This is a genomic window from Gimesia sp., assembly GCF_048260065.1.
Taxonomy (GTDB): Bacteria; Planctomycetota; Planctomycetia; order Planctomycetales; family Planctomycetaceae; genus Gimesia.
This window is the reverse complement of record NZ_JBLXHC010000013.1, coordinates 94,998-114,534: the sequence shown is the minus strand read 5'-3', so window position 1 is coordinate 114,534 and position 19,537 is coordinate 94,998. Positions and strand designations below refer to the sequence as shown.

Annotated in this window: 20 protein-coding genes; 7 read left to right on the top strand and 13 right to left on the bottom strand. The window is 51.9% G+C overall.

Annotated features, from left to right (window positions below; translation table 11 throughout):
• Positions 1 to 29: 29 nt before the first annotated feature.
• From ACN0YN_RS22460 to csrA, 6 genes are all read right to left on the bottom strand, one after another.
• Positions 30 to 1,115 (bottom strand): flagellar basal body P-ring protein FlgI, encoded by a 1,086-nt coding sequence (locus ACN0YN_RS22460; RefSeq protein WP_417387265.1) that lies wholly within the window; start codon positions 1,113 to 1,115, stop codon positions 30 to 32.
• A 38-nt stretch (positions 1,116 to 1,153) separates the two neighbouring features.
• Positions 1,154 to 2,074: a flagellar basal body L-ring protein FlgH gene (locus ACN0YN_RS22455; RefSeq protein ID WP_417387264.1), complete on the bottom strand. Its 921-nt coding sequence runs from the start codon at positions 2,072 to 2,074 to the stop codon at positions 1,154 to 1,156.
• Positions 2,074 to 3,195, bottom strand: a complete 1,122-nt coding sequence (flgA, locus tag ACN0YN_RS22450) for a flagellar basal body P-ring formation chaperone FlgA (RefSeq protein WP_417387263.1) — start codon at positions 3,193 to 3,195, stop codon at positions 2,074 to 2,076. Before flgA ends, ACN0YN_RS22455 begins: the two co-directional genes overlap by 1 nt.
• Before the next feature lie 58 nt (positions 3,196 to 3,253).
• Entirely contained in the window at positions 3,254 to 4,054 is an 801-nt protein-coding gene (gene flgG, locus ACN0YN_RS22445; RefSeq protein ID WP_417387262.1) for a flagellar basal-body rod protein FlgG, read from the bottom strand.
• A 64-nt stretch (positions 4,055 to 4,118) separates the two neighbouring features.
• Positions 4,119 to 4,880 (bottom strand): flagellar hook-basal body protein, encoded by a 762-nt coding sequence (locus tag ACN0YN_RS22440; RefSeq protein WP_417387261.1) that lies wholly within the window; start codon positions 4,878 to 4,880, stop codon positions 4,119 to 4,121.
• A 417-nt stretch (positions 4,881 to 5,297) separates the two neighbouring features.
• Complete coding sequence (gene csrA, locus ACN0YN_RS22435) at positions 5,298 to 5,498, bottom strand: carbon storage regulator CsrA (protein ID WP_417387260.1); 201 nt, start codon at positions 5,496 to 5,498, stop codon at positions 5,298 to 5,300.
• A 451-nt stretch (positions 5,499 to 5,949) separates the two neighbouring features.
• On the opposite strand from csrA, the gene ACN0YN_RS22430 reads away from it, so the two are divergent.
• A complete protein-coding gene (locus ACN0YN_RS22430) occupies positions 5,950 to 6,612 on the top strand; it encodes a hypothetical protein (RefSeq protein ID WP_417387259.1) in 663 nt (220 codons plus the stop codon).
• Positions 6,613 to 6,790: 178 nt separating this feature from the next.
• Here the strand turns inward: ACN0YN_RS22430 and ACN0YN_RS22425 are convergent, their stop codons facing one another.
• The 6 genes from ACN0YN_RS22425 to ACN0YN_RS22400 all read right to left on the bottom strand — a co-directional run bounded on the left by ACN0YN_RS22425 (position 6,791) and on the right by ACN0YN_RS22400 (position 13,244).
• Positions 6,791 to 7,654, bottom strand: a complete 864-nt coding sequence (locus ACN0YN_RS22425) for an HDOD domain-containing protein (RefSeq protein ID WP_417387258.1) — start codon at positions 7,652 to 7,654, stop codon at positions 6,791 to 6,793.
• 235 nt (positions 7,655 to 7,889) lie between these two features.
• Positions 7,890 to 8,771: an RAD55 family ATPase gene (locus ACN0YN_RS22420; protein ID WP_417387257.1), complete on the bottom strand. Its 882-nt coding sequence runs from the start codon at positions 8,769 to 8,771 to the stop codon at positions 7,890 to 7,892.
• Positions 8,772 to 8,850: 79 nt separating this feature from the next.
• Positions 8,851 to 9,966 (bottom strand): D-TA family PLP-dependent enzyme, encoded by a 1,116-nt coding sequence (locus ACN0YN_RS22415; RefSeq protein ID WP_417387256.1) that lies wholly within the window; start codon positions 9,964 to 9,966, stop codon positions 8,851 to 8,853.
• A 27-nt stretch (positions 9,967 to 9,993) separates the two neighbouring features.
• Positions 9,994 to 10,833 (bottom strand): amidohydrolase family protein, encoded by an 840-nt coding sequence (locus ACN0YN_RS22410; RefSeq protein WP_417387255.1) that lies wholly within the window; start codon positions 10,831 to 10,833, stop codon positions 9,994 to 9,996.
• Between the two features lie 45 nt (positions 10,834 to 10,878).
• Entirely contained in the window at positions 10,879 to 12,870 is a 1,992-nt protein-coding gene (locus tag ACN0YN_RS22405; protein WP_417387254.1) for a sodium:solute symporter family transporter, read from the bottom strand.
• Positions 12,867 to 13,244 carry a hypothetical protein gene (locus tag ACN0YN_RS22400; RefSeq protein ID WP_417387253.1) on the bottom strand — a complete coding sequence of 126 codons (378 nt, stop codon included), beginning with the start codon at positions 13,242 to 13,244 and terminating at the stop codon, positions 12,867 to 12,869. The genes ACN0YN_RS22405 and ACN0YN_RS22400 overlap by 4 nt, the downstream gene beginning before the upstream one ends.
• A 246-nt stretch (positions 13,245 to 13,490) precedes the next feature.
• Between ACN0YN_RS22400 and ACN0YN_RS22395 the strand changes: the two genes are divergently transcribed.
• On the top strand, positions 13,491 to 14,465 hold the full coding sequence (locus ACN0YN_RS22395) for a hypothetical protein (protein ID WP_417387252.1): 975 nt from the start codon (positions 13,491 to 13,493) through the stop codon (positions 14,463 to 14,465).
• A 35-nt stretch (positions 14,466 to 14,500) separates the two neighbouring features.
• On the opposite strand, the gene ACN0YN_RS22390 is transcribed toward ACN0YN_RS22395, so the two are convergent.
• Positions 14,501 to 14,674 carry a hypothetical protein gene (locus ACN0YN_RS22390; RefSeq protein WP_417387251.1) on the bottom strand — a complete coding sequence of 58 codons (174 nt, stop codon included), beginning with the start codon at positions 14,672 to 14,674 and terminating at the stop codon, positions 14,501 to 14,503.
• 257 nt (positions 14,675 to 14,931) lie between these two features.
• Here ACN0YN_RS22390 and ACN0YN_RS22385 point away from each other — a divergent pair, with 257 nt between their 5' ends.
• From ACN0YN_RS22385 to ACN0YN_RS22365, 5 genes are all read left to right on the top strand, one after another.
• Positions 14,932 to 15,540: a sigma-70 family RNA polymerase sigma factor gene (locus tag ACN0YN_RS22385; RefSeq protein WP_417387250.1), complete on the top strand. Its 609-nt coding sequence runs from the start codon at positions 14,932 to 14,934 to the stop codon at positions 15,538 to 15,540.
• On the top strand, positions 15,537 to 16,955 hold the full coding sequence (locus ACN0YN_RS22380) for a FecR domain-containing protein (RefSeq protein ID WP_417387249.1): 1,419 nt from the start codon (positions 15,537 to 15,539) through the stop codon (positions 16,953 to 16,955). The genes ACN0YN_RS22385 and ACN0YN_RS22380 overlap by 4 nt, the downstream gene beginning before the upstream one ends.
• A 96-nt stretch (positions 16,956 to 17,051) precedes the next feature.
• Complete coding sequence (locus ACN0YN_RS22375) at positions 17,052 to 17,930, top strand: DUF1559 domain-containing protein (RefSeq protein WP_417387248.1); 879 nt, start codon at positions 17,052 to 17,054, stop codon at positions 17,928 to 17,930.
• A 101-nt stretch (positions 17,931 to 18,031) separates the two neighbouring features.
• Positions 18,032 to 18,400 carry a hypothetical protein gene (locus tag ACN0YN_RS22370; RefSeq protein ID WP_417387247.1) on the top strand — a complete coding sequence of 123 codons (369 nt, stop codon included), beginning with the start codon at positions 18,032 to 18,034 and terminating at the stop codon, positions 18,398 to 18,400.
• Positions 18,401 to 18,472: 72 nt separating this feature from the next.
• A complete protein-coding gene (locus tag ACN0YN_RS22365; protein ID WP_417387246.1) occupies positions 18,473 to 19,519 on the top strand; it encodes a metallophosphoesterase in 1,047 nt (348 codons plus the stop codon).
• Positions 19,520 to 19,537 lie beyond the last annotated feature (18 nt).

Sequence of the window (19,537 nt, the reverse complement as noted above, 5' to 3'; positions counted from 1 at the left end):
TCTGGAACCGGAACCGGCTTCAGCTTTGATCAATGTTCATCATATTCAGCGTGCAGTTTTCCAGAGCGATGCAACTCCCGGATGATGCTGATGACATCTTCCGTCGGTACACGCAACTGGTTTAATGCCTCCACCAGCTGCTGCAGTCGTTGCGTGCTCTGTTGACCCTGCTCACCCGTGATGGGTACAAAGCCTCCCGGTAGCCCCCCCTCTGCAGGATTTCCGACACCTACAGTTAAATTCTTATGCGAAATCACCACCGGACTGATTTCTACTTCGCCGGTGACAACAACCGTTTGTGATTTTGGATTGACCACGACCCGTGCCTGCTGATGCGGTCGATCGATGCCGACTTCCATCACCGCTGCCACAAATTCGACCGGTGATTCCATGTACTGTCTGGGAATCCGGATAAACACGCGTCCCGGCCCCTGGGCAATCGCCAGCTGCTGATTGCCGGCTTCAAAACTGAATTCCGAGTTGATCACGCGTGCCACTTCGCTGGCAGTATGAAAACCGGCATGGTGCCGATCGACGAGCAGTGTGATCGAACGCGTTCGGCGATCGATAAACGGCAGATCGAAATCCCGTTCCATAACCAGACCGTTGATAATTTTTCCCGTTGCCTGCGAAAGTTCATCTTCCAGGATGACACCGCCTGAACAGAGACCGGCACCTATGCCGTTTCCGATTTCCGGCGTTGCCACGGGCGCGACCAGCAGTCGTCCGCCTCGCAGACTTTTTGCTCCCAGCATGGAGCTGACGAAGCAGTCCAGCTTCTGTCCTTTACGAATGCCGCTGGCAGGAATGGTCGCTTCAATCATGACCAGCGCCACATTATTGGCGGCAGCCAGATCAGACAGATCGACCACCGGATTGTTCAAATGCTTGAGTGCCGCAGCCAGGCTGCGAATGGTCGGCAGATTCTTGCCTCCGTCACCCGTGCCATCCAGACCCACGACCAGTCCCATGCCGGTCAGCTTGATTTCTTTCATGCCATACACGCTGCAGATATTTTCCACGCGTGTCCGCGCCTGCAGTTCGGAAACCGAACACTGCAGACAGACGAGGAACATCATCAGGCAGACAACTTTTTTGAATCGTCGGGGTGGCATAGTCATATCCCGTCACACTTCAACAAATAGAATTAGAATTAAAAAGGAAAGAACCAGTCGTACAACACCACCCCCCATGGTCGTTTGGTACTCTGATAGACTTTACCTCTCTGGTGTTTGACAATATCCAGGTTGGCAATATTTTCACTTAACGCCGTGTTATCACGGTTCACATCTTTACTGCGAATTTCGCCGGTCAGACGATATTCCCAGACATCATGATTGGTTCGGATACTTTTACGGGCTTCCAGGATCAGGTTTCCGTTGGGACGGATATCAACGACAATGGCAGCAATTCGATACTGGATGCCTTCCCGGTCGGCTAACTGACCGGTACTCTGCAGACGTCCCTGCAACTGGGTATCAATTTTCGGACTGTTCAAAGCCGCCGGTGCCAGGTTCCCTGAAGAATCAATTCGCATGAATTCTTTCAGTTCCGCCTTCAAAGTTTCAGTTCGATTCCGGTTGAATCGGGAATCAACGGTCACACTCGATTTTTCATCAACCATAATCGTGATAATGTCATGAACCTTCACTACGATCGGTTCCGGTGCCGGCACGTAGATCAGCGAATAATCTCTGATCAGCGGAGGCTTGGGAGAATTGGTATACAGGTCTCCCTGACCAAACGTGTTCGCCAGAGACGATGTCAGCTGCAGCGCTTCGGTCTGAAAGCCAAACTCGTTGATCTGCGCCGAGGCCAGCCGGGGAATGCGCCGCTCCCTTTTTTGAGGAGGTTCCTGTTGCTGTGTTGTTTCTTCTGCTGCGGTAGTACCCTGGGAGGATCGTATTGCAGTGCTCGAATTGGCCAGCGCGGTTCCCTTTTCGGTGGGTTCCTGCGCCGACACGACAGACGAACAAAACAATACGATACTTCCCAGGGAAATCGCCTCCCGTAACACTGCCAGCAGCTTCGTGCGCTGACAGATTCTCTCACTGTTTCGTGTTAGTTTTTTCATTATCGAATTCCCCCTCTTCGAATCGCATACCCGCCCGCATTGCGAATGGTTCCGGACGGTGTACCCCCGGCAGCTGCATCAGAGGATCCAGAGATAAATTGAATCCCTTTTGTCTGCTGGATTTCATTGGCGGGTCGGTAGTTGACTTCAGCCTGGTTATATCCGGTCACCGTTGCCGTCAGACGGTCCCGGCCTTCCAGCGCGACCAGGGTAATCGGATCACCCATGCCGCCTGTCCCCTGGGCCCGCATTTCACGACGAACCGAAATCGCGCCGCGTCGGGCGTAAACGGTCACAATCGCGCCATCGCGGATCAGAGGCACTTCCATCAGATCCTGACTTCGCATCACATGGGACTGATACACGGTCCGTGTCAATTCCCGGCCGATCACCAGGCGGGGATCGGTAATGCCGGTCTGATCTTTCTCAGGTCGAATCCAGACCAGGTCGTCGGCACGAACCAAGGTCCCTTTGTTTAATGTGTATTTGGCTGCCAGAATTTCAGGAATCCGTTTCAGCTGGCAGATAATCCGCAACTCGTGAACCTGGCCCTGGGCATCTATCAGCTTCATGCCGACGGCCTGCTCTGTTTCCAGAAACTGATCCAGTCCGGCAAAGCGAAACAGGTCAGCCCGGTTGTCGAGCACCTGCTGCACATGCTCACGTGGCAGACGAACGGAAAGAGAAAACTGTTTTGAGTTGGGATAGCTGCTTCTGATCCAGTCCGTCAGAGCCTGTTGAACTTTCTGTTCGGCCTGCCCCTGATCCTGCTGAGTCACAACCGTCTGTTGCTGCTGTTCCTGTTTGACTTCCTGTGAACTGACACGAACCTGGCTCCGGCCGGTCAGCTCCAGCTGGCTCAAGTCTACACCCAGTGCCTGTAATCGTCCCCGGATCTGTGAGATGGTAATGACCTGGGTCCGCCCCTGTGCTGGAGCCGGCTGCAGAATCATGCCTTGCAGTCGCGCAACGTGTTCCGGATCGGCGTGCAGCACATCAGCGATATCGCCCAGTCGTACGACGGACGTATTCACTTCAGCGGTCGCTTTCAGCCGCAGAATTTCCGCATGCAGAACAGCTGTGCTGCAAACGCAGCTGCAGACCAGCAGGGAGAAACTCAAACACGATTTGATCCAGAAACGAAACATGAAATTTTGACTTTGTAAAAAACAGATCAACTTAGAAACGACGCAGGTTAGCCACGGTCTGCAGGGTCTGGTCGGCGGCCTGCACGACCTGGCTGTTGAGTTCAAAGTTACGTTGTGTTTTGATCAGTTCGACCAGTTCTCGAACCGGTTCCACGTTGGACTGTTCCAGAAACCCCTGTCGCAACTGTCCGCGGCCTTCTGTTCCCGGATCACCGAACTGGGAAGGCCCTGAACCGGTCGTTTCCGTATACAGGTTGTCTCCCTGACGCACCAGGCCCTGATTGTTAATAAAGCGGGCGATCTGAATATTGCCGGCGGTCTGAATCTGGGTTGATCCCTGCTGCTGATAACTGACGACGCCGTCACCGGAGATGGTAACGTTGATCGCATCCTGGGGAATCGAAATGGTCGGCTGCAGCTGGTAACCTTTATCGGCAGACGCCATCACCAGGTTTCCGTTGGCATTCAATGAGAAGTTACCGGCGCGAGTATACAGGTCCTGGGTCCCGTCATTGACACGGAAAAAACCATCGCCCACGATAGCCAGATCATAAGTTCCATTCGAAGGCAGAATCGAACCCTGTTCAAAATCCCCTTCGGTACTCTGAACCCGGGTACCAATACCTAATGCAATTCCGGTCGGTGTGATATTTCCCTGATTGTCCTGCACGCCTGGCAGCTTGAAATTTTCATAGAAAATATCTTCAAAGTTGGCGCGACTCTGCTTGTACGCAGTGGTGCTGGAGTTCGCCAGATTGTTGGCGATGATATCGAGATTAAAGCTGTTTGCAGCCATTCCCGTAGCACTCGAATACAAGGCTCTTACTGCCATGAATTGTCTCCTTACTCCCTTAACCTGTCTTCTGAAAACAGGTCACCTTTCAAAAACTGTCTGCTTAACGTCGCGGCATACTTTGCAGTAAACGCCCGAGCGATTCATCTTGTAACTTAATCATATTGATATTGGATTCGAACATCCGGGACGAGGTCACCAGTTCCATCATCTCTTCCACGGAATTCGTACCGGAAGCTTCCAGAAAGCCCTGTGCAATATTCGCCGGTCCATCCAGCGGAGTCACACGTCCTTCTGTTGTGTACAGGTTCTTCCCGATTTTGACGAGTTCATCCAGAGAGCCTGGCATCACGACAGCCAGTTGCCCCAGCTTCGACATCGGTTGATCGTCGGCATCTAAGGGAGTAACAACACCATCGGGTGTGATTGTCACATGAGATGCTTCCACGGGAACTTTGATTTCTCTGCCATCGGTCGTCAGAATCGGCATACCATGATCGGCGGTGACCAGACGACGATTTCCGTCGATCGAGAGTGATCCATTGCGTGTCAGAAATGATTTTTGTGCGTTGCCGACCTGAAAGAAACCCTGTCCTTTCAGAGCGACATCGAACTCACTGTTCGTGGTGATGAGTGAACCGGGCTCAAAGTCGGTGGTGATCGCTTCCAGAGTGATGCCGCCGGAGTGATTTTCCAGATCACCGGGCAATGGATTGAGCGCACCCTCATGCTGATCATGAGGAGGATTAACGCGAAAGATGGGAACATCACGTTTAAATGATGTCGTATTCGCATTGGCCATATTGTTCGAAAGCACATCAAGCCGGACCGAATTGGCTTCGGCGCCTTGGGCTGAGAGGTACATGCCGTAAATCATCTGGATACCTGACTTGAACCACTGTGCTGCGGTTGTTCAAAACCGTTTCACAGTGGGACAAAGAGTTTCGATAGACATTTCCCCCCAAATATCTATCGGACCCCTACAACAGGTATCTTTAATGTAATCGGAAAATATATTCCAACTTATCCAGCCCCCCAGATGTGGCCAGTAACAGCCCGCAACGGAAGCTGGACGCACCCCAGGCCCTTGAGGCCTGACATATACATAGATCCAGCAACAGAATGATTTTTCGTCTGGTAACAAAACACGAATGTGAAACAGGAAATAATTCCTGTTTAGTGGCGGGGTAGCAGAAGGTCGCTATAAAAGCCCTCAGTATGAGCTGAAACAAAGCCGATCAAAAATCAATCTGCCCGACAGCTCATGAACCAGCCTGACTGTTTACAGACCACAACCTTGTACGGGAACACATTCAACTTCGAACTGTTGCACCAGTTTGCGAATTTCAGCGCGATTGACTGATACATCGTCAGGTGCTTCAACACCCAGCCGAACTCGATTTCCCTTAACTGACAGAACTTTGATCGAGATATTATTGTTGATAATGATCTCTTCATCCTTGCGTCTTGTGAGCACTAACATCAGTGGACTCCTTTCTTTTGGGATACATTCCTTTGATTTAATCCAATAGCCCTACGAACTCACTGTGGTGTCAACTTACACATTGCTACTAACGTAATTATACGCAGCAAACCCGATTCCAGTTTGAAATAAAATCGGAAAAATTAAAAAATTTATCATAACCCCTAAAGTTTACGGTAAGAACTGATTCTACCAACCAGACGCCTCATTCAACCCAATTTAACATTTTAGGCAAATACTGGCAGGATAATACACTTTTGAAGCAAAAAACTGAGGCACTTTGCAACAGTGTGGTAGAGTTGATGTAGCAGACTTGTTCAGGCAAGCGTTCGTTTTGAGTTTGCCTTGAGTTTGTCGAAATCTGCTGAGTCTGGTCGATAAAGTAAACAGTCATTGATCTGCCAGACTCATCTCTGGTCACTCACCAACCGGTTCGGAAGATAAGCAACCTATGTCTGACATTCAAAAACGGTTTCTGATCGTCACACTCCTGACCTGCCTGATTCCAGTGAGCAGAGGGAATGCACAAAACTCCAATGTCCCTGTGGCCAGTCCACCGCCGGAAATCGTGCCTGAGTCGGCTGAAAAGAAAAAAGTTCCTCTCCTGGATGAAGTCATGCAGATCATTGAGGAGTATTTTACTGATCGCAAAGGCTACAAATCGGGGGACATGCTCACACGCGGTGAGATCAAACCACTGTTCCGGGAACTGCAACAGGCCGGGTGGTCGGTTAAAGCGGAGAAAGAGATCCTCAAACGGCTGCATGCGGAGACCGATTATCTGGCGACTCAACTCAGTACGCCTAAAGGGGTCATTTTCATGCGGCGGGTTGCCCAGATGCCGGGAGGCTATGACCGGCTCGACCATATCCTGGTCATGCCTTATGGGAAACGACGAATTCATGAATTCATCAATTCGCCCGGCGGATACACCATGATCGAATATATGACCACTACCAAAGGGGGCAAGAATCTGGGTAAGTACCTGTCCCAGACCAGAACGGGAAAAGGATTTAACCAGCCCACACCTTATATATATACCCAGACCGAATTAACGGCCGCTCTCAAACAGGCCTATGAAAAAGAAAATCCGAAATCAAAAATTCGGCGTTAGACTGTGTCCCGTTTGACTGTAGCGTCTCCAGGTCCATTGGAACCGGGTATATAAGATTGACAGTCGCTACGGTTAACTGTGATGCACACTAGACAGAAACCTCAATCCAGGTAACAGCGAACCTGAATCGAGGTTTCTTTTTAAATCGCGTTTGATGTCAGTCTGTTTCTTTGACTGTTCAACCTTCCAGATTCACACCAAAGAATGTGGCACTCTCGGTAATATCCTGTTTGCATAATTCGATCATGCTTTCGATCTGCTCTTCATCCAGGTCGAAGTAAGTCATCAGAATTTCTTCTGCTTCCAGATATTCTTCGGAACTGCGATTCCACACAGAACCTGCCAGCAGACTACCTGTCCGCAGCGCCATTCCCAGTGGACAACCATGTTGTCCGTCCCCATGATGCTGTTCAATGGCTGAGACCATTTCCTGAGGCAGAGCCCAGTGGTCCAGCAGGCGGGATCCAAGCAACGCATGGTCGAATCCAAAGTATTGCTGCTCCCCTTTCAGAAGTCTTTCACCATGAGGATAACTTTCATAGATCAGGCTGTATTGCTCACGTTCGACCTGGGAAAAGACCAGAATCCCGACATCCGCCAGGAGGCCGGCTGTGTAGGCTTCATCTTTCTTCAGGCATTTATGGTGATTGGCCAGGTGAGACGATATGGAAGCAATGGTCAGTGCCCGCTGCCAGTAATCGGCGAAAATGCGTCCCTTGCTCCGTTTGGTGAGTGATTCCACCATCGAAAAGCTGATCGTCAGCATTCGGATCGCATCTTTCCCCAGATAGGAAACCGCATGCCGGATACTGGTGATTTGTCTGGAAACGCCGTATTTGGAAGAATTTACGACCTGTAGAATTTTTGCGGCCAGCGCGGGATCATGTTCAATGCATCGAACTATTTCATCAATGCGGCTTTCCGGATCACGCGTCAGTTGCAGAATCTGCTGTGCCACTTTCGGAGCTGAGTGTAAGCGATCTAAACGTTGAACAAACTGATCTGCCAGATCAATGGGGTCTGCACAATTATCAACTAACATGACCATCCTTCTTATTGTAGTTTTCTGCGTTGCAATTTAGCCCGTTTGGGGGTCATCTTCTCTCGAAATCTATCTTTGAGAGAACGCAGACACGGTCAATAATTAATAGCGGTCAACCAGTTTGTTGATTCTTCGAAGCGACTGTTCCAGAAATAACGGTCAGAACTGTTATAGTGTGTAACCGCTCTCGATTCCGGGAATGGATTTCCCTCCTCAGAACATTGCCTGCCTGGATTTACCTCAACAGCTTGAGACCCGATTCCTGAATCTCATACGGGACCAGCGATTCATCAACGGCACTGCCACGATGTTTGGCAACATGCAGAGCCCGGCTCATCCAGTTCCCTTCTTTGATTTTCCCCATCAGAATGATGGTATTCGCATTGGAAAGAACATCCCCGCTCTCAATCGGGCGTTGAATGAGATCGTCCAGCATCACTTCATGCGTCGTCAGCAGCAGCAGACAGCCGATCTGCTGAAAATCATAACGATGCTGTTCGACCTGCGCCTGATGGCTGCGAAACTGTGCCCGGAACAGATCACGGGCGACCCAGTCATATTCTTTGCGAAGGATCTGGTGGTAGACGTATTCAAATGCATGAAACTGAAACGAGTCGCTGGGGCGATCCGTCGGTTCAATACCGTCGATCACAGTCCGCCGGACACCGTGCACAAAGTTGGAATAAAAAAAAGCAATCGCAGCATCCAGTTTCTTGACGAATTCCAGCTTCCACTCTTTCCATTCATCCAGTTCCATATCACGTCGCGTCACCCGGCGACCACTCTGACGAAACAGATGCTGGTAGTCGGTTCGCGTTTCAGCATCCCAGATCTGGTCCAGGTCAAAAGGGGCATCCACCAGTTGTTCACGCAGCTTCCATTGAAAGAGTCGTTCCGCGTAATCACTGTGACTCTGAGAATCGCCGCGGGTTGCCATATCAAACAGCACCCCGGTCTGCCCTTCCTGCTGCAGGCCGGCTTGTGCAAACTGCAGTCCCAGCTGTGTTTTGCCGATGCCGGTCGCCCCCAGCACGACGGTCAGTTTGCCCGGCAGCAATCCGCCTGCAAGCAGTTCGTCGAGTTCCGGAATTCCCGTTTTCTGTCGTATGTCAGCCATAATGTCTCTTCATTTCGCAGAGAGAATCTCCGCGCCTTTATTGTTTTGGGATCGTGCCAGCCGCTGAGTTGATCGGAGGTCAGACGGTAATATAGCGGTCGCGTGCCGCCACATTCCAGTGGTCGACCACTTTTCCGCCACTCACGACGGTGACCGATTTATGCAGTGCCGACGTCGGGCAGACGTGCCGGGGAATCGCCAGCAGTTCATCACCGGGTTGAAATTCAGCAGCCCGTGCACTCATTACAACCAGGTGTTCTTCATTCTGCAGCACCGGTTTGGCATCGGGGAGATCGGGGAACCGGCAACGGTTTTCCATCGCAGGATCAGAGGCAATCGCTTTATACCCCAGATCGAACGTGATCCGTTCAGAATCGGGACGACTGATGACACGCGTTAATACCAGCGCTGCGGGAGTAAACTTCAGATCGGGAAACAGCTCCCCATATCCGACATCATGCAGCACGCAGGTTCCCGGACAGACTTCAATATCGGGATCGTCAATGCCGGCAAAAATCGGGAACGAACCGGTCGCACCTGCAACGATGCGTGGCACGGAGAGTCCTTCGGTGACCAGTTGATCGCGCAGACGACTCACATTGTTCCAGACCTCTTTGACGGCAATCTCCCGTTCGTTAATATCAACCTGATGATTCTGCCCGTCGTAGGCATGCAGCCCCGCGGCAATTAAACCCGGCGTGTTGGCAATCATCTGGTAAACTTCGACGGCAGTCTCTCCCGGGGGAAGTCCGGTTCGATTCTGTCCGGTATTCAGATCGAGCAGGACTTCAATTTCGAGCCCGGCGGCAGTCATGGCTTCGCCCAGCAGTTCAATCGGGCCGGGATGATCGGCGGTCACCTGCAGCGATACATCGGGCCAGCGTTTGCGGAATTCGACGGCGCGGGCAATGTTGGGTCCTACCAGGTTGTACGCCAGACAGATATCTTTGACCCCGGTATCGGCCAGCATTTCCGCTTCCGCAAAGGTCGCCGCCTTATGCTTTGTAATCCCCAGTGAAAGCTCCAGCTGGATGATTTCGCGCATCTTATGTGTTTTACAATGCGGGCGCAGCCGGGAAGGATCGCCGACCAGCTCAATCATTTTTCGTAAGTTGTCCTCAAGCAGATCCTTGAAGATAATCATTCCCGGAGAAATGATCTGACTTGTATCGTCTATCTGATAGCATGCATCCATGAGCAGACCTGATCGCAGTTTGAAAAATTAAATACCCTGAAAGAAAACTTTTTCCGCTGTTTTCTCCAGGATCCATTCTTTATCCATCGCAGACAGGAAAGGCAGTCCGTTCTTGACCAGACCGATGGAGGCCTGATAGGAATGATCGCCTTGAACCTGATAAGGACAGTCGGTGGCCCACATCAGACGATTGGCACCGAAGGCCTGATACACTTTCTGGATCAGCGGCAGCAGATCATGGTAAGGCATCTTTTTCTTGCCCAGCGCGTAAAAGGCAGAGACTTTGACGTACACATTCGGATGCTTCGCCATCTTGCAGAGCATGTCGACTTCTTTGGGATCGATTTCCCCTGTGACGCCGATGCGGGCCAGGTGATCGATCACCACAGTGGTATCGCGGTGCTTCTGGCACATTTTATCCAGCGCAGGCAAACCGACGGCATCCATCAGACAGCACATGGCCATGCCTTCTTTCGCGCCGGTGGTCCACATTTCTTCCATGCAGTCCCCGTCCAGCCATTCATCGACTTTTTTCGACAGAGGACGAATACGGAAGCCCCGCACTCCCTTCTTTTTCAGCTCCAGCATTTTCGGTGTCGGCTTTTCTCCATTCTGATCGATTACTGCCACACCTGAGAACATGCCCGGATATTTCGCCATGCAGTCCAGCATGTAGCTGTTGTCAAAACCGTAGAAGGACATCTGAATCAGCACCACCCGATTCACGCCGACCGGCATCATTTCCGCCTGCAGTTCTTCAGCCGTAAAGCTGGGAGGGACCATATCAGAAACCTGGAACCCGGGTGCCAGGGGATACTTTTTGACATCAGGAGTCCAGACATGCGAATGTGCGTCAATATATTCCATAGCAAGATCCTCGATAGAGTCAGATACTCGTGAGACAAAACCGGCTCAGGAACCGGCTTTCTCAGTATAGAAAAACTTTTGTACCAGTTCCTGTGGCGGGGGTGCGGTCAGTTTAGTGACAATGAAACCACAGAGGAATGAACCGAACAGACCAACAATGATCGGATCGAAATCAAACAGTTGATACGGTTTGAAAAAGCTGCCGTTCTCGAAGTAGCCCGTGACATACATGGCCAGATGCAGCCCGAAGCCGCCCAGCATTGCTCCCATCGCTCCCGCAGCATTCACACGTCGCCAGTACAGACCGTAGACGATTGGCGCCAGGAAGCTTGCAGCCAGTCCACTTCCCACATACACGATGATGTCCTGCAGGAACTGGGGCGGGTTAATGGCGACGACCATTGCCGCAGTACCGACCACAAATGTCGCCAGGTAACTCAACAGTTTGATGGTCTTCTCGCTGGCTTCAGGATTGATATTCCGCTGATACACGTCACGTACCCAGGCAGAGGAAATCAGCAGCAGGAAACTGTCGACGGTCGACATCACCGCAGCAAACGGTGCTGCCACCAATAGTCCCGCCAGCCAGCCCATGCCGATATGTTCGGTCAGATAAACGGCCATCGCCGGCATGATCCGGTCCGACTCGCCTTCCATCCCGGGTAATAAAACGCGGGCACAGCAGAAGATGACCACCAGTGGAAAATAAATCAGCGTGTAATAAATGGCGACCGTACAAATGGAGCGCTGCAGCGTTTTCGTATCACGAAATGCCATCAGACGGACCATATTCGCAGGCTGTCCCGTTCCGGAAATCGCCCACATGAAAAAGAAGGAAATTGCCAGACTTAAAGGGAGAAAACCCGTGTTACTGCTGGGGCTTGGCCCCGGCCCCACGATATAGGCCCCCTGCTGGCTCGCTTCTTCTCCATAGGCATATTGCACCAGGTCAATGTTCGAAACACTCACGCCATCCAGAAAGTTTTCGCTTTCGCGTCGCCCCAGGATGCGTTCAATGTCATCCAGGGTCGTCAACTGAATGACTTTGACTTCATTAATGGATGTCTCCCCGGCGGGAATTTCCGCAGCCGCGGTCACTCTGAACAACAGGGGAACTTTGGAATCCGCAATCGGTTTGTCTGTAATCCAGGTTCCCACTTCAACCCGCATGTTCTCGGCAGCGGGCTCATCCAGTGTCAGTGTGATGCCCCCTTTATCGCCCGCCGAAAAACGGGGCGGGGTCATTTTTGCCATCAGCTTCGTGGTATTTTCAAGTCCGCCTGCCTGGGAAATGGCCAGCGGTAACATGATGATCACGCCGATCACCATCACGATCCCCTGCATCACATCGGTCCAGACTACGGCATGAAAACCACCGTAAGTGGTATAGATGATGACGGCGATACCAAACACCAGCAGGCAGAGCAGATATTCAGGACTCACTCCATCAGACAGAAACGGAATCCCCGAGACAGCCTGCGCCAGACCATCGGCAGTACTTTCAAAAATGGAGACGCCATCCAGCAGTGTCTGCAGAATCAGGCTGCCCGCTTTGAACTGTGCTACCAGGTTAAACGACATGAAAAACACGATCAGCGAAACCGCCATCAGGCCCAGTATCGGACTGTGAAAACGATCGCGGACAACGTCGGGAACGGTAATCGAACCGGAACGACGCGCCACTTGATTCAAGCGTTTTCCAATCAGCCCCATCGTACAGATGGGAACCACCATGTAACTGCCGATCCAGAGTGCCAGAATCCAGCCATGCGAATAAATCTTCGAGGGAAATCCGGTAAAACTTCCGCCGGAACTACTGGTCGCGGCAAAGGTCAACGCAAACGCCCAGACGCCCAGGCCACGACTACCCAGAAAGTATTCACTGAGGAAGCTCTTACTTTTGAGCAGTCGATTGGATAACGCAGCAATCACGAAAACCGCGGCGGTATAGATTAAAAAAGAAACGAGTGCCGCATTCGGGTTGGACTCGGCAAACAGTGTCGGCAGACTCACATTTGTTGTGGATAAAAAACTCAAGACTCATTCCCCCCGGTAGTTGCTTCATCTTCTGCTGCATGCATCTCTGCAATTTCTTCTGCGAGATCTTCACCTTCGTGAGCTACTCCGAGGTCGTCTTCTTTCATATAGAACAGGCAGAACCAGATGGTAAACAGGTCGGCGACCACCCAGGGGAAGGCAATCCCCCAGAACACCCAGCTGGGAATGCCCATCGTGGTTTCAACTGATTCCGGATCGAGGCCGGACTGAAACCCGTTGATGTAACAGTAAGGGACGGCCCATAATAAAGCGACCACCCATAAACCCAGAATAATCCAGGCTTCACGTTTTGAGTTTAAAAAAACAGGGTCAAGCTGCATTGACTCTGTGTCGTTCGATGGTGCGGTACTCATTGCACGGCCCTCACTTCTAAACGAATATCTCTTAAGTTGAGCGTTAAGCGACCGATTGTACTCTCGATCATGACGAGACACAAAGGACCTCTACCCGATTGCACAAATTTTATTAGAACTGAATTCAACGTGACACAAACGTGAACAGACTGTTATACTGTCTCCCAGATAAAACCTGCTGGTTTTACCTGTAAAACCGACAGCGTTTTTCGCGTCAAACCATAATCTCTACGGGAGTGAGTGCAAATGAATCTGCGTCCGTTATTTCCAGTTACTGTCTGCACCCTGTTACTGATCTGCGGCACAGGCTGCGGTTCTTCAGATGCGCCTCAGCAACCGGTCGAACAGGTCAGCGTTGATCTGGGCGGCGGCGGTGTCGATCTGGGAGCCGGCGAACCTCTGGAAATGGAAGACAGCAAACCGACGCCTGCCGAAACAAAGAAAAAACCGGTTCGTCGCTTCCAGCCGATCACGCTGGGCGGTGGTGCGTCACCAGCAGGATCGAAAGCGGAAATCCCTGAAGAACAGAAGTTCGACAGCGTACTCGAAGCACTCAAACCATTACAGGTCATGCTCGGCGACTGGCGCGGGATCACTTATAAAAAAACCGACGGATTCAGTTCTGTGGAAACACTCGACTGGGTCTGGGACCTGCAGACCAATCCGCAGCAGCCGGCACTCGTCATGAAAGCTGATAAAAGCCGCTACCATGAAAATGCTCGGTTAACTTATCTGACCGACAAACAGAAGTACCAGTTAACCATCACCGGCAAAGAGGGAGACAAACGGATTTACGAAGGCGACTTTACCGTTCCGGTTGCCAAAGTGGAAGGGGATGCCGATCCCAATATTCTGCAGACCACTTACAAACTCAGCCTGTCTCTCATCGACCCGGGGGATGAACGAAAGAACGTCCAGATTACTTTCAATCAGCAGAACAACGATCGCTACCTGTATGAAATCTATAATCTGCGCGGCGACAGTGTCACCCTGGCCGATACGATCACCACCAGGCGTGACGGAACCTCGTTTGCGAAAAGCGATTCCGATTACGGTGATAAAACCTGCGTGATCTCAGGCGGCCTGGGAACTTCGCAAGTGAACTACCAGGGAAAATCGTACTGGGTCTGCTGCAGTGGTTGCCGCAAAGCCTTCGATGCCGACCCGGAAAAATGGATCGCCAAATACGAAGCCAACAAGAAAAAGACCGCGAATCAGTAAACATCCTGTTCTGATCACGTACATCTCTTCTCGATTCACTCCGGATCTTCGTCCCCCGTCTCCCGCTTTAATGCGGCGTTGAGGCACAGCCAGCGCGACTGCGCCTGTTTCTTAATTTCTGCGCGGAATGCTGTCCGTTCTACAAATCGGGACAGGTCACATCTGGCCACAAACGTTAAGAATGCGTTGCTGGTGTGTGAAGATTCCATGGATTTTCCGCATCCCTTCTCCGGGTCCATACCAATTATTTTGAATCCCTCTAAAGTCCGGTAACGCACGTTTTTTACAAGACGTCCAGCCTGTTTCTCGCCTCCGGAATCACGCCTTTTTTTCTCAGCTGATCAAAATCAGAAATATTTCAAATTAGTCTGAGAAATTTATCAGTCCTGCAGGGACACATCATGCAGACCCCACAGTCCGCAGACCAATTTTCTTAAACCCGAATTCTTTTACCGCGAAGCCTCCCATGGATCGTTCTGACATATTCACGACGCCGAATCGAAGTCCCTTCGAATCGAAAGCGGAGAAAAATACGGACTCTGAGCCGCTCCGGAAATCAGTGGAAGATGAACGGTTCATGCGGCTGTATGCCAACTCGTATTCCCGAATTTTTCGATTTATCCTGACGTTGATTCCCTGTCGCAACGATGCCGATGAAGTCATGCAGGAAACCAGCCTGGTCCTGTGGCGGAAGTTTGATGAATACCAGCCGGACGGCAATTTTACCCGCTGGGCCTGTGGCATTGCCCGTCTCGAAGTCCTGCGACTGATGGAACGCAAAAAACGATTCGCCGCGCTGTTTGATGAACAGCTGCTGAATCAGATTGCCTCCACCCGCGCCCGCTGTGAAGAGCTGCTGGAAATCAGACGTGATTTTCTCGCGCAATGTAAGCGGCAGTTGCCGGAGAAAGATCTGTACCTGCTGCAGCTGATCTACGAATCAGAACATGGAGCCAAGACCGCTGCCAGCATCATGGATCAGCCCTTAAGCACGATCTATCGGCACCTGGATCGCATCCGCAATGCCTTGTTTCATTGCATTGAACGCAAAATGAACGCGGAGGAGACACAATGAGGTCACTCCAGCGCAGAAGACAGCGGGCGCTCATCAAACTGATTTACGAAGTTCAAAACGAAACGGCCAGCAGCGCCCAGTTACGAGAACTCTCCGAACGACTGCGCGGCGATGTCGAAGCACAGAAACTGTATGTCTTCCTGATGGACATGCACGCTGAGTTGATCCTCGAAGAAGAGTTCCTCGTTCCGGAAGAGTGGGACCTGTTTTCTCAACCGGCCGAACCGGAACCTGCTGTCAGAAAACCGCCTCGCACGCGTCATTCCATCTCACATTATCTGCTGCTGACGGTCTGTTATGTGCTCCCCTTCACCGTCCTGGCTTACTTTACCTGGTATGCTGTTCAACCTGTACCGCATACACAGGTGGCCGTACTCGGAGAAATGGATCACGCCATCGTCACCGGTAATGCTGAGCAACTGCCTGAACAGGCCCCGCTGCTTACCGGGCATACCTATCAGCTGCGACAGGGAATTGTCCGCCTGATGATGAATTCAGGCGTCGAAGTCATTCTCGAAAGCCCGGCTGCATTTGAACTGCTGCATGAGAACAGTCTGCGGCTCTACTCAGGATCCCTGGCTGCGGAGGTTAACGCTTCAGCCGTCGGCTTTGTGGTGGAAACGCCTTCCCAGCGCGTCGTCGATCTGGGAACCCGGTTCGGCGTACGTGTCGAACAGGATGGTTCTTCAGAGACCCACGTGTTTCAGGGAAAAGTCGTCTGCGCCGAGAAACAGTATCAGCAGACCAAAGGCAGTACTCACTTACTGACCGCCGGCCAGGCGATTCAACTGAAAGGGGATGGCAGCCCGGCTGTCTCCCTCGAAACGGATGAAAACCGGTTCTCCCGGGCCCTGCGGTTTCAGGCACAGATCGACACGCTCGAAGGGGAAATTGAATACCGACAGGAAATACCTGACCAGCTCGGAGCCGGCGACTGTTGCAGCAGCCAGCACCTGTTTCTCTTTCAGGAACACAAAAACCTGACTCTGGAAGAAGATGTCACCATCTGGAAAATTCCCGAAACCGCGCAGGCAGGAGGCCAGCCCACGCAGAAACAGACCATTCCCAAAGGGACGAAAGTGAATGTCTTTCTCCTGCATCTGGATGGCCCCCACAAGGATGCTGCAGGTAAGGATCATCCCAAAGTCGCTGTGAACGGCACGATCCACTTCCGGCATCCGGTGCTGGGCGGGTTTAAAACCGACACCGATTTATACAACACCGACCAGAAATTAGGCCGCTCTGATATCGCCTACGACAACCAGGAATTCGGACGCAGCGGACGCGGCATCGATCGTAGCGACAAAACAGAACTTTCCCCTTCCGGCAAACAACTGCGTGTGGCCTGGAGCCAGCGTGGCGGCGGGGGTATCGGCCGAGACCAGATTCGGATTCTGGTCGCCACTGAAGACTGAAGAGAATCGCTCTGCGAAAGAAACTACTGAAAATTGTTCCGGCGCCCGTAACCGGAAAAACAACTAATCCTGTTTTTATCCCAAGTGAGATGAAAGATGAAACTCCATTCCCGTAATCGATCGAACCGCGGTTTCACGCTGATTGAATTACTCGTCGTGATCGCCATCATTGCCATTCTGATTGCCCTGCTCCTGCCCGCTGTCCAGCAGGCACGTGAAGCGGCCCGCCGCTCGGAATGCAAAAACAACCTGAAACAGATGGGCCTGGCAATCCACAATTACCACGACACCTACCGCGTGCTGCCTCCCGGCTTTAACGTGGATCTGGTCGTCGCGAATACCGCCACCGGGAACGGCGGGCTCGGCTGGAGCGGTTCGATTCTGCCCGGCCTTGATCAGGCGAACCTGTATAATACGATCGACTTCAACGCAGACTGGGGCACCGGTGCGAATGAAGATGCCTGTGCGACTTATCTCAGCGTTTATCGCTGCCCCTCTGACACAACCGTCAGTCACCGCAACCACGACGGGATCGATGCCCGCGTCCCCACATCCTACCTGGCCTGTTTCTCGGGAACCCGTGGGTCAGACAGCGAAGCCAATGTGACCGACGCGGACGGTGTCTTCTTTCTGAACAGTTCCATCCGGATGCGCGACCTCACCGATGGCTCCTCCAACACGATTGGAGCCGGTGAATGCGTGAATAACTTTGACGAGTTCAAAGACCACTTCTACATCGGTTCGACTTCGATCGGCGGCTGGGATGGTGCCCCCCGCGAGTATTCCGAATACCTCGGCAGCACAGATGCCCCCATGAATACGACCGACGAAGTCGCCTTCGGCAGCATGCATGTCGGCGGTGCCCATTTTCTGCTGATGGACGGCTCGGTACGTTTCCTCAGCGAAAACATGAGCCGCACCATTTATTCGTATCTGGGAAGTCGTGCTGACGGCGAAGTCATCGGCGATTTCTAAACTGTTTAGTAGATCATACTCCCGGGTTCACTGCAGGACGGCTGAAAACCATCCCCCTGCAGTGAACTCTTTCCTCTGATAATCAAAGGTCATTTTTTACAATGAACGTTTCTGTTATTACTTGCCGTGCAAACACATTCAGACTGACTGCCCTGACCTGCCTGGGTTCGATTTTATTGATGAACGCCGGTTGCTCTTCCTCAGAAGATCTGGCGGCCAGCAAACCTGCTGCACAGGTGGAACAGGCGGTGGCACAGCTGAACGAAAGCGGTGCCGAAATCGTGCTCGATGAAGCAGGAGAAGTGGTCGCCGTCAAGTTGCCACAGCAGACCAGCCCCGAGGTCATTGCCACGCTGGCCAGTTTAAGTAAACTCAAACGAGTCGATGCCTCCGAAACCGATCTGCAGCAGACGGCATTCGATAACTTGAAGTCTGCAAACCCGAACGTCAAAATTGAATTTCCCCTGTAAATCTTACTGTTTCCTTCCGACGGACTCAGCAATAATATCGAATACAGCGCTTTTCGAAGAAATGAACGCCCTATGAAACTTGCCACCATCCTGAACTCCATGCTTATGACTGCCGCTTCTGTACTCCCATTATCAGCCGGCGAACTGCCACCCGCCGACGAGGGAACTTTCAGCATCGCCGTCATCCCCGATACGCAGCACTATCAGGGTCGGGGCACCAATCGAAAATCACAGGCCGAAGCACCGACTTCGAACCCGGTTTTCTCAGCGATTACCGACTGCATTATCGACGAGCTGGATCGACAGAAGATAGTTTTCGTCAGCCATGTCGGAGACATCGTCGACATTAACAATGACGAACAATGGAAGGTCGCACAGCAGTGCATGGACAAACTGCACGGCAAAGTTCCCTATGGAATCAGCGTCGGCAATCATGACATGGTCGGAAAGACGGGAAACTCCTCGCTGTTCCAGAAATATTTTCCCAAGTCGCGGTTCACGGAATTTGACTGGTACGGGGGCTGTTTTGAACCGACCAGCGGAAAACCGGAAATCTCAGGCAACAATGCCAACAGCTTTCAACTCTTCTCTGCAGCGGGGATGGACTTCATCATTGTGCACCTGGAATGCAATGCCCCCGACGATGTGCTGGCCTGGGCCGACCAGGTGCTGGAACAGCATGCAGATCGCAGAGCCATCATCACGACACACATGGATCTGGGACCTCTGGAGCATCCCAGAGAACCACGCGATTATTTCGATGCCCCCAAAGGCCGCATGGTCTGGAAAAAATGTCACGGTGCAAACGGCAATACCTCCCAGCAGATGTGGGAGAAATGTTTCAGTAAACACAAAAATCTGTTCCTGATCTGCTGCGGCGACCAGAGCCGTACACAGGCTTTGCATCAGACAGTCAAAGGAGAACACGGCAACACCGTGCACGAACTGCTGTCAGATTACGGCGCGGAAGGCTTCCGCCTGATGCGGTTCCTTCCCGCGCAAAACAAGATCGAAGTCCGAACCTGGAACCCGGTTAAGAAACAGCTGTGTGAAAAAACGAAAATTGTTCCCGCTCGCGATCAGCACCAGTTCACACTGGACTATCAGATGACGAACTGAGCCGAATTAACTCGGGAC

Excerpts from the sequence above, each read along its gene's own strand:
- ACN0YN_RS22460 (WP_417387265.1), bottom strand. The coding sequence starts at position 1,115 with ATGCCACCCCGACGATTCAAAAAAGTTGTCTGCCTGATGATGTTCCTC.
- ACN0YN_RS22455 (WP_417387264.1), bottom strand. The coding sequence starts at position 2,074 with ATGAAAAAACTAACACGAAACAGTGAGAGAATCTGTCAGCGCACGAAG.
- flgG (WP_417387262.1), bottom strand. The coding sequence starts at position 4,054 with ATGGCAGTAAGAGCCTTGTATTCGAGTGCTACGGGAATGGCTGCAAAC.
- ACN0YN_RS22440 (WP_417387261.1), bottom strand. The coding sequence starts at position 4,880 with ATGTACCTCTCAGCCCAAGGCGCCGAAGCCAATTCGGTCCGGCTTGAT.
- csrA (WP_417387260.1), bottom strand. The coding sequence starts at position 5,498 with ATGTTAGTGCTCACAAGACGCAAGGATGAAGAGATCATTATCAACAAT.
- ACN0YN_RS22430 (WP_417387259.1), top strand. The coding sequence starts at position 5,950 with ATGTCTGACATTCAAAAACGGTTTCTGATCGTCACACTCCTGACCTGC.
- ACN0YN_RS22425 (WP_417387258.1), bottom strand. The coding sequence starts at position 7,654 with ATGTTAGTTGATAATTGTGCAGACCCCATTGATCTGGCAGATCAGTTT.
- ACN0YN_RS22420 (WP_417387257.1), bottom strand. The coding sequence starts at position 8,771 with ATGGCTGACATACGACAGAAAACGGGAATTCCGGAACTCGACGAACTG.
- ACN0YN_RS22415 (WP_417387256.1), bottom strand. The coding sequence starts at position 9,966 with ATGGATGCATGCTATCAGATAGACGATACAAGTCAGATCATTTCTCCG.
- ACN0YN_RS22410 (WP_417387255.1), bottom strand. The coding sequence starts at position 10,833 with ATGGAATATATTGACGCACATTCGCATGTCTGGACTCCTGATGTCAAA.
- ACN0YN_RS22400 (WP_417387253.1), bottom strand. The coding sequence starts at position 13,244 with ATGAGTACCGCACCATCGAACGACACAGAGTCAATGCAGCTTGACCCT.
- ACN0YN_RS22395 (WP_417387252.1), top strand. The coding sequence starts at position 13,491 with ATGAATCTGCGTCCGTTATTTCCAGTTACTGTCTGCACCCTGTTACTG.
- ACN0YN_RS22390 (WP_417387251.1), bottom strand. The coding sequence starts at position 14,674 with ATGGAATCTTCACACACCAGCAACGCATTCTTAACGTTTGTGGCCAGA.
- ACN0YN_RS22385 (WP_417387250.1), top strand. The coding sequence starts at position 14,932 with ATGGATCGTTCTGACATATTCACGACGCCGAATCGAAGTCCCTTCGAA.
- ACN0YN_RS22380 (WP_417387249.1), top strand. The coding sequence starts at position 15,537 with ATGAGGTCACTCCAGCGCAGAAGACAGCGGGCGCTCATCAAACTGATT.
- ACN0YN_RS22375 (WP_417387248.1), top strand. The coding sequence starts at position 17,052 with ATGAAACTCCATTCCCGTAATCGATCGAACCGCGGTTTCACGCTGATT.
- ACN0YN_RS22370 (WP_417387247.1), top strand. The coding sequence starts at position 18,032 with ATGAACGTTTCTGTTATTACTTGCCGTGCAAACACATTCAGACTGACT.
- ACN0YN_RS22365 (WP_417387246.1), top strand. The coding sequence starts at position 18,473 with ATGAAACTTGCCACCATCCTGAACTCCATGCTTATGACTGCCGCTTCT.